Origin of the sequence: Mycolicibacterium xanthum (genome assembly GCF_019710635.1) — a bacterium.
Lineage (GTDB): Bacteria > Actinomycetota > Actinomycetes > Mycobacteriales > Mycobacteriaceae > Mycobacterium > Mycobacterium xanthum.
Genome location: NZ_JAIFZS010000057.1, coordinates 35496 through 48071, shown reverse-complemented (window position 1 = coordinate 48071; position 12576 = coordinate 35496). Strand labels below are relative to the sequence as shown.

Here is a 12576-nt window from a genome sequence, read left to right as displayed (position 1 = left end):
TCAACGACACCCTCAAAGGTCAGCTCGACCTCGAAGCCCACGGCGGACGCACCATCGCCGGGGTCTGCGCGCGGATCGCCCAGCGCATCCTCGCACTCACCGCCGCGATCTGGCACAACGACACCATCGGCGCCAACATCCACCGATCACTGACCGCCTACGACCACTGACCCTTGGAATCACTCATCTAGAGCCGGGTGACCGGAAAGCACCCCGCGCGGCGCGGGTGCTGACGCTCAAACAGTTTGGTGCATAAAGGAATTCACCAGCAGTTATCTGTTGAGGCGCGTCGCGAGCAGCAAAGCCGGCAAACCGAAACCGATGCCGTGACGAAGTACCTGATCTCGTTCCCCAGCGCCGCGATGGTCCTTTCCCGCCGAGGATCTACAGGCGGTTTCGGACGCTGCGCGCTCAGTGGTGCAGGAGGCGAAGGACGCCGGCGTCTGGGTGTTCGGCGGTGGGATCGACGAGAGCGTTCCGCCGGTCCTGGAGTTGCCCTCCGGCGAGGCGGCGCTGGCCTGGACCGCGAAGATCGCGGTGGCCTGTCGCTGCGCGCAGGGGGTGCGCGCGTTCCAGTTCGACCCGGCCAGCTGACCGGGTTCATCCGGGCAGGACGTCACGCTTGACAACATACAACTAATTGGTTGTATGTTGGAGTGGTGATCGAGTTGGACGAAGACCGGGCCGACGCCCTGTTCCACGCGCTCGCCGACCGGACCCGGCGTGACATCATGCGCCGGGTGCTGGCAGGAGAGCACTCGGTCTCCACGCTCGCGGCGAGCTACGACATGAGCTTTGCCGCGGTGCAGAAACACGTCGCCGTGCTCGACCGGGCCGGCCTGGTAACCAAGCGGCGGCACGGCCGCGAGCAGCTGGCCAGCGGCGACGTGGCGGCGGTGCGGACGGTGGCCACCCTGCTCGCTGAGCTGGAACAGATCTGGCGCGGCCGCATCTCCCGCATCGACGCGCTCATCGCATCCGAGAAGACCCCACAGGAGGACCCACCATGCCCGTGACCGACGTCAGCCACGACCTCGAGAACCGAACCCTGACCATCGTCGCCGACTTCGCCGCACCGGTCGACCGGATCTGGCAGGTCTACGCAGATCCTCGCCAGCTCGAGAAGATCTGGGGCCCACCGGAATACCCGGCCACGGTCATCGACCACGACCTGCGCCCCGGCGGCCGCGTGACCTACTTCATGACCGGCCCGGACGGCGACAAGCACGCGGGCTACTGGGAGGTCACCGCGGTCGACGCGCCGCGCAGCTTCTCCTTCGACGACGGGTTCGCCGATCTCGAGTTCACGCCGAACCCGGACCTGCCAGTCTCGAAGAACGTCTTCACCTTCGCCGAACACGAGGGCGGCACGCGAGCGACCTTCACCAGCACGTATGCGACCGCGGAGGCGCTGCAGCAGGTCCTCGACATGGGCGTGGTCGAGGGGGCCTCGTCGGCGATCAACCAGATCGACGTGCTGGTCTCCTGACGCCGGAAGGGTCAGCGGACCCCGCGGATCAGCCGCCCCGGGCGGGCGCCGGTGTCGACACCGTTGCGTCGGGTCAGCACACCACTGACGACGGTGGCGTCGTAGCCGGTCGCCCCCTGGATCAGCCGGCGCCCACCGGCGGGCAGGTCGTAGACCATGCGTGGTACGCCGAGGGTCAGTGCGTCCATGTCGATGACGTTGATGTCGGCCTTCTTGCCGACCTGGAGAACACCCCGATCGGAAAGCCCGAAAAGCGTTGCGGTGTCCAGCGTCTGCTTGCGCACGACATACTCCAGGGTGAACTTCGGGCCGCGGTGCCGGTCGCGCGCCCAGTGCGTCAGCAGGAAGGTGGGGTAGGAGGCGTCGCAGATCAGCCCGCAGTGGGCACCGCCATCGGACAACCCGGACACCGCCGCGGGGCTCTGCATCATCTCGTAGATCGCACTGTGGTCGCCCTCGGCGTAATTGAAGAACGGCAGCATCAGCATGGCGCCGGCATCGGACTCCAGCATCAGGTCGTACATCGTCGACAGCGGATCCTCGCCCCGTTCGGCGGCGATCGCCGCCACGGTCATGTCCGGGGTGGGCTCGTAGTCCGGTGGGTCGCCGATGGCGTAGATGCGGTCGGCGCTGTACTGGGCCAGCGCAAACAGACCGTCCAGCAGCGCTCCGGGCTGAGGCGGCAGGTCCGTCTCGGCCAGGATGGCGGCCTTGACGGCCGGGTCGGCCAGTCGCCGGCCCAGCTCGTCCCGGCTCGACTCCGCCGCCACCTTGCGGAAGGTGGGCCGGTGGGTGAACGCGTGATAGCCGGGGAACCCGAACAACATGCCGAACGGGCGGGCGGCGAACTGGGCGTAGAGTTCGATGCCGTTCTCATGGGCCTTCTCGGCCCGCCCGAGCTGCTGACGCCACAGGTCGGGAGCGTGACCGGCCTGGATCAGGGTGAACGACACCGGCCGGGCGATGTCGTCAGAAAGCTTTGCCATCCACTCCATTTCCCGCATGCAGGCCTCGGCGGGACTCTCCCCGGCGGTGCCCTGCGGAGCGACCTCGAAGACGGCCCGGCCGCCGGCGGCCATCGCGCGGCCGAGACCGAACAGTTCGGCCTCGGCGGCGTAGGTGCCGGGGACCGCCTGACCGTCGAGGGCGCGGTGGGCCTCGGTGCGCGAGGTCGAGAAGCCCAGCGCGCCGGCCTCGATACCCTCCCGCACGATGCGGGCCATCGTGGCGATGTCGTCGGCGGTCGCCTCCTCGTTGTTGGCGCCACGTTCACCCATGGCGTAGCCGCGCACCGCCCCGTGCGCGATCTGGGTGCCGTAGTCGACGGCGAGTTCCCGCTTCTCGATGGCGTCGAGGTACTCCGGGAAGCTCTCCCACTGCCAGGTGATGCCCTCGGCCAGCGCACTGCCGGGGATGTCCTCGACGCCCTCCATCAACTCGATCAGCCACTGCTCTTTGCCGGGCCGCACCGGGGCGAATCCGACCCCGCAGTTGCCGCTGACGACGGTGGTCACCCCGTGCAGGCTCGAAGGTTCCAGGGTGGCGTCCCAGCTGACCTGGCCGTCGTAATGGGTGTGCACGTCGACGAACCCCGGTGCGACGATGCGACCGGTGGCGTCCACGGTCTGGGCGGTCTCGGCATCCCGCAGGCCCCGGTCTGCGCCGGAACAGCGGCGGATGTCGGCGATGCGGCCGTCCTTGATGCCGATGTCGGCGCGGTAGCGGTCTGCGCCGGTGCCGTCGACGACCGTGCCCCCGGTGATGGTCAGATCGAACATCGATTCCTCCTCAGACCAGTCCGGTGGCGTCGAACACCCAGGACATGTCGGCGTTGGCGAAGTCGGTCATCCAGGTCGGCGGCGCGTGGTCGGCCAGCGCGCCCATGTCCCAGTAGTCCTTCCACAGCGTGATCAGGCCGTCTTTCACCTGGTGCACCGAGACGAACTGCAGCACCGCGGATTCACCTGTGACCCAGTGCCATTCCTCGTGGTGCTCGTACATGACGTCGACGCCGTTGCTGACCATCAGGCCGGTGAAGTTCTGATACGACGCCAGCGGCTCCAGCCCGATCTTCAGCCGCTTGACGATGTCCTCGGGACCCCGTGCGGCCGCGGCCGGCCCCACCGGCACATCCAGATAGATGCAGTCGGGGGACAGGTAGGTCTTGAGCGTCTCCCAATCCCGCGCCGACAGCGCACCCCACATCCCGTGCACGGTCGCCTCCACCCGGGCGAGCCCGCTCACCTGCTCAACCGACATCGGCCAGCACACCTTCCTGCGCCGCCGGTGCCGGCGCCTTGTGGGCGGCGCGCAGGAATCTCCCGGTGCGCCGATGACCGACGATCGGCGTCGGCTCGCCGTCGAGCACCACCGTCTGCCCGCCGACCAGAACCGCGGTGACGGTCGCCGGGTTGCGGTTGACCATCCGCGACAGCCCGCCGTACTGCTCGACGCTCTCCTCGGCATAGCCGTCGAGGGTCTCGTCGAGCCGCTCGGGATCGACGATCGCGATGTCGGCGCGGTCCCCGAGGCGCAGGTGTCCGGCATCGATGCGGTACCAGTCGGCCAGTTCCCCGGTGAGCCGGTGCACCGCCTGCTCGACGGTCATGAACGGCGCACCGGCGCGTTCGGCATCACGGACGTGGCGCAACAGCCGCAGACCCATGTTGTAGAACGCCATGTTGCGCAGGTGCGCGCCAGCGTCGGAGAACCCCATCTGGACACCCGGGTCGACGGCCAGCGCCCTGAGCACCTCGGGGCGGTGGTTGGAGATGGTGGTGCGCCAGCGCAGCGACCGGCCGTGTTCGAGCACCAGATCCAGGAAGGCGTCGACCGGGTGCACCCCGCCGCGATCGCGGCCCACCTCGCCGAACGACTTGCCCACCACGCTCTGATCGGGGCAGGCGACGATCTCGGCGTCGAAGAAGTCGCGGTGCCACACCCGCATCCCGAACCTGCTCTCGTAGTCCTTGCGGAAACCGCGGCGGTAGGCCTCGTCGCGCAGCAGTTCGTTGCGTTCGACCTCGTCGCGCAGGTGCAGTGCGGCGGCCCCGGCGCCGAACTCCTCGAAGACAACCAGATCGATACCGTCGGCGTAGACCTCGAACGGCACCGGCAGGTGCTGCCAACGGAAGTTACCGCCCAGCCGGTTGATCAGCCGGGCCACCGGGCCCATCATCTTGATCGCGTAGGGGTTGGACTTCACGTCGGCGGCCGAGAGCAGGCTGGTCTTCAGCGGGTTGCGCACGCCCCCGAGCGACTGCAGGGCCTGCGACACCAGGTTGAACGGGTTCTGGATGTCCGGACCGGACTGCAGCACCCGGCCGGAGCGCCGCAGCAGCGACTTGAGCCTGCGCAACTCCCCGGCCTTCGCGTAGGTCGACGGCAGCGTGCGCGACCGGCAGACCTCACCGTCGAGCTTGTCGAAAAGCAGTTGCTGCGACGACATACCGACGAATCCGGCGCGCAACGCCTCGCGGAGCATGCCCTCCATCCGGCGTTGTTCGTCCCGGCTCGGCCGCTCATCGGCGCGGGTGGCGCGATCCAGTCCCATCACCGCGGCCCGCATGTCGGAATGGCCGATGAAGGCCGCTACGTTGGGGCCCAGCGCTCGTGCCTCCAGCGCGTCGATGTACTCCTTCCCGTTGGACCAGGTCTTGTGCTCGTCGACGGCGCGTATCACGTGTTCGCGGGGGATCGCCTCCACCCGGCCGAAGATGTCGCCGGCGTCCACCGCGCCGAGGTACACCGTCGACAGCGAACACGACCCGAGCAGCACCGTGGTCACACCGTGCCGCAGTGATTCGGCCAGCTCGGGACCACCCAGCACCTCCACGTCGTAATGCGTGTGGATGTCGATCATGCCGGGCAACACCCACTTGCCCTCCGCATCGATCACCTGCGGGCAACCGGCCTCATCCAGTCCGTCGGCGGTGACCGCGGCGACATGTCCGTCGCGGATACCGATGGTGCGCACCGCCGAGGGCGCTCCGGTGCCGTCGAACCAGCGGCCGTTGCGGATTATGGTGTCAAAGGTCACACCGCTCATCGAACCGTCCACACCGACGGGTGTCAACGAAATCGTGAACAGATTTTGCTGAGTGTCTACTGATGTCGGTGCGCCGATCCGCACCTGCGGTTCGTCCCCGCGCGCATAATCGGGGAGGTGACTCCGTTGCAGCGCTACATCGCCGAAGAAATCGCCACCGACCACGTCGACGGGCTGCTCTCCCGCCGGGAGGCGCTGCGCCGGCTCGGGCTGCTCGGACTCGGCACCGCGGCGGCGACCGCGCTCATCGCCGCGTGCGGCCAGAACCAGCAGGATGCGCCCACGCCCGCGGCATCGTCGCCGGCACCGAGCACGGAGACCGACACCGCGGAGCCGCCCGGGATGGCCGCCGCACTGCCCACCAGTGCGGTCACCTGGGCGGGACCCAGGGGAGAGCTACAGGGCGCCTGGGCCGAGGCCGCCGAACCGCGCGGCGGCATGTTGGTGATCCACGAGAACAAGGGCCTCAACGACTGGGCCCGCTCGGTGGCCGGCCGGCTGGCCGGGGCCGGGTACTCCAGCCTGGCGATCGACCTGCTCTCCGGCCAGGGCGGCACCGCGACGTTCGCCGACCCGGCCGAAGCCACCGCGGCGATGGGCAACCTGGCGCCCGGGGACATGGTCGCCGACCTGAAGTCCGGCATCGCCGAAGTGCAGCGCCGGACCCCGGGACTGAAGGTGGCGGCCATCGGCTTCTGCATGGGCGGGGGCCTGGCGTGGCGGCTGCTGGCCGCGGGCGCGCCCGAACTCGCAGCGGCCTTCCCGTTCTACGGACCCGCCCCCGACGATCCGGACTTCTCTGGATCTAAAGATGTTGCAGTACTGGGCTTCTACGGCGCACTGGATCAACGCGTCACGTCCACCGAACCGGTGGTGGCGGCGGCCCTCGACGAGGCGGGCCTGGTCCACGAACTCATCACCGAACCGGATGCCAACCACGCCTTCTTCAACGACACCGGCGACCGCTACAACCCCACCGCCGCCGCCGATGCGTGGCGCCGGACCCTGGACTGGCTGGCCACCCACGTCGGGTAGCGGGCACCGACCGGAAACCAGCTGTTCGGTGTCCGGCCGACCGGCCGTTGACTTCCGCACACGCGAACAGGTTCTGATGCTGCCATGCGGGTGGTGCAGGTGGCGAACTTCTACGGCCCCCGGTCCGGCGGCCTGCGCACCGCGGTCGACCGACTGGGTGCCGAATACTGCGCGGCCGGGCACACGGTGTTCCTCATCGTGCCCGGAAGGCACTCCGAGTCGCACCGGCTGCCGTCGGGTGTCATCCGTATCTCGCTGCCGGCCAGGCTGATTCCGTTCACCGGCGGCTATCGGGCAGTATTGCCACGCCCCGTCACCGCGCTGCTCGAGGAACTCAAGCCCGACGCGCTGGAGGTCTCCGACCGACTGACGCTGCGCTCGCTGGGAAGCTGGGGACGCCGGCACGGCGCTTCGACGGTGATGATCTCCCACGAGAGACTGGATCGTCTTGTCGGACAGGTCCTTCCGGTTCCGCTGGCGCGCGCTGTCGCCGATGCGGCCAATCGGCGCACGGCGGCCGACTACGACGCGGTGGTGTGCACCACCGCCTTCGCCCGCGCCGAGTTCGACCGGATCGGCGCGACGAACCTGATGACCGTCCCGCTCGGGGTCGACCTCGACCAGTTCCACCCCAGGCGTCGCTCCGAGGCCGTCCGGGGGCGCTGGGCGGGCCCCGAGCAGCTGCTGCTGGTGCACTGCGGGCGGCTGTCGGTCGAGAAACACGCGCACCGCAGCATCGACACCGTTGCCGCACTGCGACATGCCGGTGTCGACGCCCGGCTGGTGGTGGTCGGGGAGGGGCCGCTGCGGGCCCGGCTGCAACGGCAGGCCGGACGGCTGCCGGTGACCTTTCTCGGCTACATCGGATGCCGCGACACCGTCGCGCAGATCCTGGCCAGCGCCGATGTCGCGCTGGCGCCCGGGCCGCACGAAACCTTCGGGCTGGCCGCGCTGGAGGCACTGGCCTGCGGCACTCCCGCGGTGGTGTCGCGGACATCCGCCCTGGCCGAGATCCTCACCACCGACAGCGGCGCGACGGCCGACAACGACGGGCGTGCGATCGCCAGGGCCGTCTCGGCGGTGATGAGCCGGCCGGAGCCGCTGCGCAGGCACAGCGCGCGGCGGCGCGCCGAACAGTTCAGCTGGCCCCGCTCGGCGGCGGGGATGCTGACCGCACTCGGCGCCGGATAGCCCGCCCCAGCGGGCAACGCCGGATAGCCCGCCCCAGCGGGCAATCGGGCTCTTCACCGGTGCGCGGGTCCGGCCGTGGCATACGATCCAGAAATGTTGAGGACGTCGGCGATCCTGGCGGCCACGGTGCTGGCCGTCGGCTCGGCCACGGCCGTCGCGTCGGCCGAGCCCGACGCATCGTCGTGTGACTACCACATGACCGCGCCCACCGTCGTGAACGTGTCCGGGGTCGACATGGTGACGACCACCGTCTCGACCGGGGCCTGTGATGCTGCGATCACGTTCCAGACCGTGGCGTGCATCCAGATGCAGGGCGCCCCGGGCCCGGGGCAGTGCGCCAAGGGCTTCGGGATCCTGCCCGCCCAAGTCTTCTACCAGCCGTACCACCCGGGTGCCGTCTACACCGCCACCGGCCGGGGATGTGCGTCCACGGGAAACCCCCCACAGCCGGTCTGCGCGGAGACCGGGCCCCAGACCGCGACGCTGTGAGCCGGGTTTAGCGAGACCGGCGCCCGGGCATCCGCTCGATCGACGGGTCCGTCAACCGCGACGTGCCCCAGAGTTCGAGGAGCCGGCATGGATACCAACAGTGCGCTGTGGATCGGCATCGCCGTCGTGGCAGCCCTGATCGTGATCGGCCTGGTCGTTTTCGCCACCCGGAAGGTCACCAGCCGGCGCCGGATCGCCGAGTCCGATCGCATTCGGGCCGAGGTGGAGCAGGAGAATCAGCGGGTGCAGCGGCAGGCCGCCCTGGTCGACGAGGCCGAGGCCAAGGCCCGCGCCGCACAGGCCGAGGCCGAGGCCAAGGCCGCAGAGGCGGCGCGACTCGCCGACACCGCCGCAGGTCGCCGCGAGGCGCTGACCTCCACCCGCGATGGCCTGGCCGCGCGCCGCGAAGAGGCCGACGAGCTGGATCCCCGGATCAAGCAGGACCGCAAGACGTCCCCCGACGACGACGGCCAGGCCGTCGGCGAGCAGCAAAAGAGCACCGAGACCCGCCGTGACGTGCCGACCCGCTAGCGCGGCCGGCCGGCCGGCGTCCAGGACACCGGAAGCGTCTTGATGCCGTGGATGAACGCCGAGTGCAGCCGGTCGGGCTCCGTGCGTGCGGCGATGTCGGGGACGAGTCGGTGCAGTTCCTCGAACGCCACGGTGATCTCCCGGCGGGCCAGGTTCGCGCCCAGGCAGAAGTGCGCCCCGCCACCACCGAACCCGACATGTGGGTTCGGATGGCGGAGCACGTCGAACCGCCACGGGTCGGCGAACTTCGTCTCGTCACGATTGGCCGACTCGTACCACAGCGTGACCTTGTCACCCTCGGCGATGCGCACACCGCCCAGCTCCACATCACGGGTCGCGGTGCGGCGCATGTAGGCAACCGGTGAGGCCCACCGGACGATCTCCTCGACCGCGGTGGGCGCCACCTTCGGGTAGTCCGCCCACCAGATGTCGCGCTGTTCCGGGTAGCGGCTCAGCGCCAGCACGCCGTGGCTGATGGCGTTGCGGGTGGTCTCGTTGCCGGCCACGACCAGCAGGATGAAAAACGACGCCACCTCTGCCGACGTCAGCCGTTCGCCGTCCAGCTCCGCCTGCACCAGGCTGGTGGTCAGGTCCTCACCCGGCCGGCGGCGGCGGTCCTCGGCCAGGTCGGTGGCATAGGCGCCGATGGCCATCGCGACCGTGACGAACTCGTCGAAGTCGGTGGCGATGTCGGGGTCCCCGAAGCCCAGGATCACGTTCGTCCAGTGGAAGATGCGCTGGTGATCGTCCTCGGGGATGCCCATCATGTCGCAGATGATCTGCAGCGGCAGCGGTCCGGCCAGCTCCGAGACCAGCTCACCCTCGCCGTCCGGGTGGGCGGCCAACATCGTCTCGACCAGCCGGCGCGCCCGCTGGCGCACCGAGTCCTCGATCACGGCCAGCACCCGGGGAGTGAAGGCACTGCGCACGATGTTGCGCAAGCGGGTGTGCCGGGGATCGTCCATGGCGATCATCGAGCCGAAGTACTCGGCCAGCTCGGCGTTCTGGTCACCGACCGTGATGCCGCCCGCCGAGCTGAAGATCTCCGGGTGCCTGCTGGCGTAGAACACGTCGTCGTGGCGCATCAACGCCCAGTGCCCGGCCACCGGGGCGTCCTCGTCGGCGGCCACATACGAGTCGTGGAACGAGACGGGAGCCTCCCGGCGCAGCGTGGCGAACGCGCCGTCCCGGTAGTCGTCGTCGCGGCCCCAGAACTCCCACGAACCAAGGTCGATGTCGGCCAGCGGCACGTCCGGTGGGGCGATTCCGTTGGGTCGGGCGACGGGGCCCGTGCGCACGCTCATGGCGCCGTAGCGTAGGCGCTACCGTCGGGCTTCATCGCCGTTTCCGCTCGGTGCGCCCCGCTGTTCCCTCTCCTTCATCGCCGCCTCGTGGAGGTGGCGGCGGCCGCCGACGAGCTCGTCACGCACCCGGCGTTCCTGGTCGCGGAACACCGACCAATAACTGTCGTCGAACTCCTCGACCACCTCGAACGTCCACCTGCCGTGGAGCACGTTCCGCCCCACCAACTCGCCGGAAAGCCGCTCGGCGACCTGGTGGTGACCCGCCTCCCGCAACGCCTCGCACGCCCGGCCCAGCAACAGATCGGCATGTCCGATCAACTGATGGAACGAGTACAGGTGACCCCTGGCCCGTTCGACGTACTCCAGCGCCTCGGTCACCGCGCCCACCGCGTCGACGGTGTCGTCGTCCTCGTCTCGCACCCGACAGGGATACCCGGCCCGGACCGCCGGCAACCGTCCGCCGGCACAGCGGTCAGGATTCCGCGACCGCCTTGATCCGCTCGAGCGTCTTGCGCATGTCGCGCAGGTTGCGCCGGCGGCGCAGCTGACCGCCGAGCACCCCGTACAGCGCCATCAGCGGGCTCTGGTTGAGCCGGAACGACTCGGTGACATCGGTGCCCGAGCCCGAGGGCGTCAATTCGTAGTGCCAGTTGTTGATCGCCCGGTCGCCGACGAGCACCTCGAACCCGAACTCGCGGCCCGGCTCGCATGCCGTGACGCGGCAGGTGGTCCAGTAGACCGGGCCGATCTCGTTGCGTCGCACATGCCCCCGGAACCGCGCGCCCAGCGCCGGACCGGTGGCGCCGTCGAGCCACTCGGCCTCGAACGTCTCCGGCGAGAACTTCCCGGTGTTGCGCACGTCGGCGATCAGATCCCAGATCCGCTCGGCCGGGGCGGCCATCGACACCGTCACGGAACCCTGCATGCCCGGCACTCCTGTCGCTCAGCCCAACCGGTACACGTGGTCGGGGGTCAACTCGGTGGTGATCGCGGTGGCCAGCAGCGTGGCGGGCTCGCCCTTCTCGACCGAGATGTCGGTGTTGATCAGGATCACCAGCGTCGTCTGCTTCTCGGGCAGATACACCGCGACCGTCTGGTATCCGGGCAGGCTGCCGTTGTGCCCGATCCAACCGCCCAGCTCGAACAGCCCCAATCCGTATCCGTCCGGTGCGGGCATCCCCGGAGTCCCGACCGTCTGCAACCGCTGCTCCTGCATCTGCCGGGTCAGCAGTCTGCCGGTCGCCAGCGCCGGTGCCCAGATCCGCAGATCGTCGAGCGTCGAGATCATCGCGCCCGCGGCCCAGGCCCAGGAGGGGTTCCAGTCGGTCGCGGTCGTCTCGCCGCCCTCGGCGGTCTGCGTGGTGTATCCCTCGGCGTGCGGCTTTGGGAATGCGCTGTCGGTCGGGAACAGGGTGTCGGTCATCTGCAGCGGCGCCAGGATGTGCTCGGCGATGAACTCGCCGAGCGGTCGGCCGCCGACCTTCTCCACCACCAGCCCGAGCAGCACGGTGTTCGTGTTGGAGTACTGCAGCCCGTCGCCCGGCGCGAACGACGCGGGCTGCGAGAACGCGTAGCCGAGCAGTTCCTGCGGCGTGAACGGGCGACGCGCGTCGGCGAACATCGCGTGCTCGAACTCCGGGTTGGCCGTGTAGTTGGCCAACCCGGAGCGCATCCCGGCGAGCTGCCGAAGCGTGATCTCCCGGCCGCGGGGCACACCGTCGACGTAGTCGGCGATGGGGTCATCGAGACCCACCTTGCCCTGGTCGGCCAGCTGCAGCACCGCGGTGACGGTGAAAGTCTTTGTCAGGCTTCCGATCCGGCTGTAGAAACCGGTCTTCATCGGATCCCGGGTCTTCGTGTCGGCGACGCCGAACGCGCGGACATATTCCCCGTCGGGCCCCCAGATCCCGACGATGGCGCCGGGGATGGCCGTCTCGCTCATGACCCGGTCCACCGCGTCGTCGAGCCGCCCGGTCAGATCGGCGCCCATCGTCGCGGCCGGCTCGGGTCCGGTCGAGGACGACGACGATGTCACCGTCTCGACCTCGTCGGCCGGTCCGGCGCACCCGGCCAGCACCGAGATCGCGGCGAGCGCGGCGAACACGGGGCGGGGGGTCATCGCCCACACAGTATCCGCACCGATGCGAGTCGAAACCGGTGTACCCGTCAGCGCTCGAAATCGGTGTCGTCGTCGGGAACGTCGAGCGCCTGCTCGATCAGGTCCGCCTCGTCGGCCTGCCACCCCCGGTCGGTGCCGACCTTCGCGGCGTCGCTCCAGGTGTCGTCGTCGCCGGCGTCGCCGACGGGGCTGTGCTGCTCTGCCACGTCGGCCTCGGTGGCGTCACCGAACGGGCTGCGGTCAGGTGTCGTCATCGGCATACCTCCAGTGGTGGGTGACGAGGTCGGGGCGTGTACCCCTCCACGATAGTTGCGGATCGCACCGGCATATCCGGGCGACGTCGCGAGATGATGCTGCTGCGGTTCTCGAA

At 69.5% G+C, this 12576-nt stretch carries 14 protein-coding genes and 2 pseudogenes; 8 read left to right on the top strand and 8 right to left on the bottom strand.

Annotated elements, in window-relative coordinates:
* The 4 genes and pseudogenes from JDV09_RS27645 to JDV09_RS20925 all read left to right on the top strand — a co-directional run.
* Positions 1–170 (top strand): annotated as a pseudogene (locus JDV09_RS27645) (IS982 family transposase); the annotation flags it as partial.
* Positions 171–326: 156 nt separating this feature from the next.
* Positions 327–594 (top strand): annotated as a pseudogene (locus tag JDV09_RS20935) (transcription initiation protein).
* A gap of 65 nt (positions 595–659) precedes the next feature.
* A complete protein-coding gene (locus JDV09_RS20930; protein ID WP_221371060.1) occupies positions 660–1016 on the top strand; it encodes an ArsR/SmtB family transcription factor in 357 nt (118 codons plus the stop codon).
* Complete coding sequence (locus tag JDV09_RS20925) at positions 1007–1489, top strand: SRPBCC family protein (RefSeq protein WP_221371059.1); 483 nt, start codon at positions 1007–1009, stop codon at positions 1487–1489. The genes JDV09_RS20930 and JDV09_RS20925 overlap by 10 nt, the downstream gene beginning before the upstream one ends.
* Before the next feature lie 11 nt (positions 1490–1500).
* Here JDV09_RS20925 and JDV09_RS20920 read toward each other — a convergent pair whose 3' ends face one another.
* Genes JDV09_RS20920 through JDV09_RS20910 form a run of 3 tightly spaced genes read right to left on the bottom strand, consistent with a single transcriptional unit; the run spans position 1501 to position 5528 of the window.
* Entirely contained in the window at positions 1501–3267 is a 1767-nt protein-coding gene (locus JDV09_RS20920) for an N-acyl-D-amino-acid deacylase family protein (protein WP_221371058.1), read from the bottom strand.
* 10 nt (positions 3268–3277) lie between these two features.
* Entirely contained in the window at positions 3278–3748 is a 471-nt protein-coding gene (locus JDV09_RS20915) for a nuclear transport factor 2 family protein (RefSeq protein WP_221371057.1), read from the bottom strand.
* The gene (locus tag JDV09_RS20910) at positions 3738–5528 is read right to left on the bottom strand and encodes an N-acyl-D-amino-acid deacylase family protein (protein WP_221371056.1); all 1791 of its coding nucleotides are present in this window, start codon (positions 5526–5528) and stop codon (positions 3738–3740) included. Before JDV09_RS20910 ends, JDV09_RS20915 begins: the two co-directional genes overlap by 11 nt.
* Before the next feature lie 126 nt (positions 5529–5654).
* Between JDV09_RS20910 and JDV09_RS20905 the strand changes: the two genes are divergently transcribed.
* The 4 genes from JDV09_RS20905 to JDV09_RS20890 all read left to right on the top strand — a co-directional run bounded on the left by JDV09_RS20905 (position 5655) and on the right by JDV09_RS20890 (position 8783).
* Complete coding sequence (locus JDV09_RS20905) at positions 5655–6572, top strand: dienelactone hydrolase family protein (protein ID WP_221371055.1); 918 nt, start codon at positions 5655–5657, stop codon at positions 6570–6572.
* 84 nt (positions 6573–6656) lie between these two features.
* Positions 6657–7763 (top strand): glycosyltransferase, encoded by a 1107-nt coding sequence (locus JDV09_RS20900; RefSeq protein WP_221371054.1) that lies wholly within the window; start codon positions 6657–6659, stop codon positions 7761–7763.
* A 93-nt stretch (positions 7764–7856) separates the two neighbouring features.
* Positions 7857–8252 carry a hypothetical protein gene (locus JDV09_RS20895; protein WP_221371053.1) on the top strand — a complete coding sequence of 132 codons (396 nt, stop codon included), beginning with the start codon at positions 7857–7859 and terminating at the stop codon, positions 8250–8252.
* A gap of 87 nt (positions 8253–8339) precedes the next feature.
* Complete coding sequence (locus JDV09_RS20890) at positions 8340–8783, top strand: hypothetical protein (protein ID WP_221371052.1); 444 nt, start codon at positions 8340–8342, stop codon at positions 8781–8783.
* On the opposite strand, the gene JDV09_RS20885 is transcribed toward JDV09_RS20890, so the two are convergent.
* From JDV09_RS20885 to JDV09_RS20865, 5 genes are read right to left on the bottom strand one after another with little or no spacing between them, the layout of a single operon-like run.
* On the bottom strand, positions 8780–10087 hold the full coding sequence (locus JDV09_RS20885; RefSeq protein ID WP_221371051.1) for a cytochrome P450: 1308 nt from the start codon (positions 10085–10087) through the stop codon (positions 8780–8782). The two genes, JDV09_RS20890 and JDV09_RS20885, sit on opposite strands and share 4 nt — an antisense overlap.
* An 18-nt stretch (positions 10088–10105) precedes the next feature.
* Positions 10106–10507 (bottom strand): hypothetical protein, encoded by a 402-nt coding sequence (locus tag JDV09_RS20880; RefSeq protein ID WP_221371050.1) that lies wholly within the window; start codon positions 10505–10507, stop codon positions 10106–10108.
* Positions 10508–10559: 52 nt separating this feature from the next.
* Complete coding sequence (locus JDV09_RS20875) at positions 10560–11012, bottom strand: SRPBCC family protein (protein WP_221371049.1); 453 nt, start codon at positions 11010–11012, stop codon at positions 10560–10562.
* Positions 11013–11030: 18 nt separating this feature from the next.
* Positions 11031–12206 carry a serine hydrolase domain-containing protein gene (locus tag JDV09_RS20870; protein WP_221371048.1) on the bottom strand — a complete coding sequence of 392 codons (1176 nt, stop codon included), beginning with the start codon at positions 12204–12206 and terminating at the stop codon, positions 11031–11033.
* A gap of 47 nt (positions 12207–12253) precedes the next feature.
* Entirely contained in the window at positions 12254–12460 is a 207-nt protein-coding gene (locus tag JDV09_RS20865; protein ID WP_221371047.1) for an Rv3202a family protein, read from the bottom strand.
* Positions 12461–12576 lie beyond the last annotated feature (116 nt).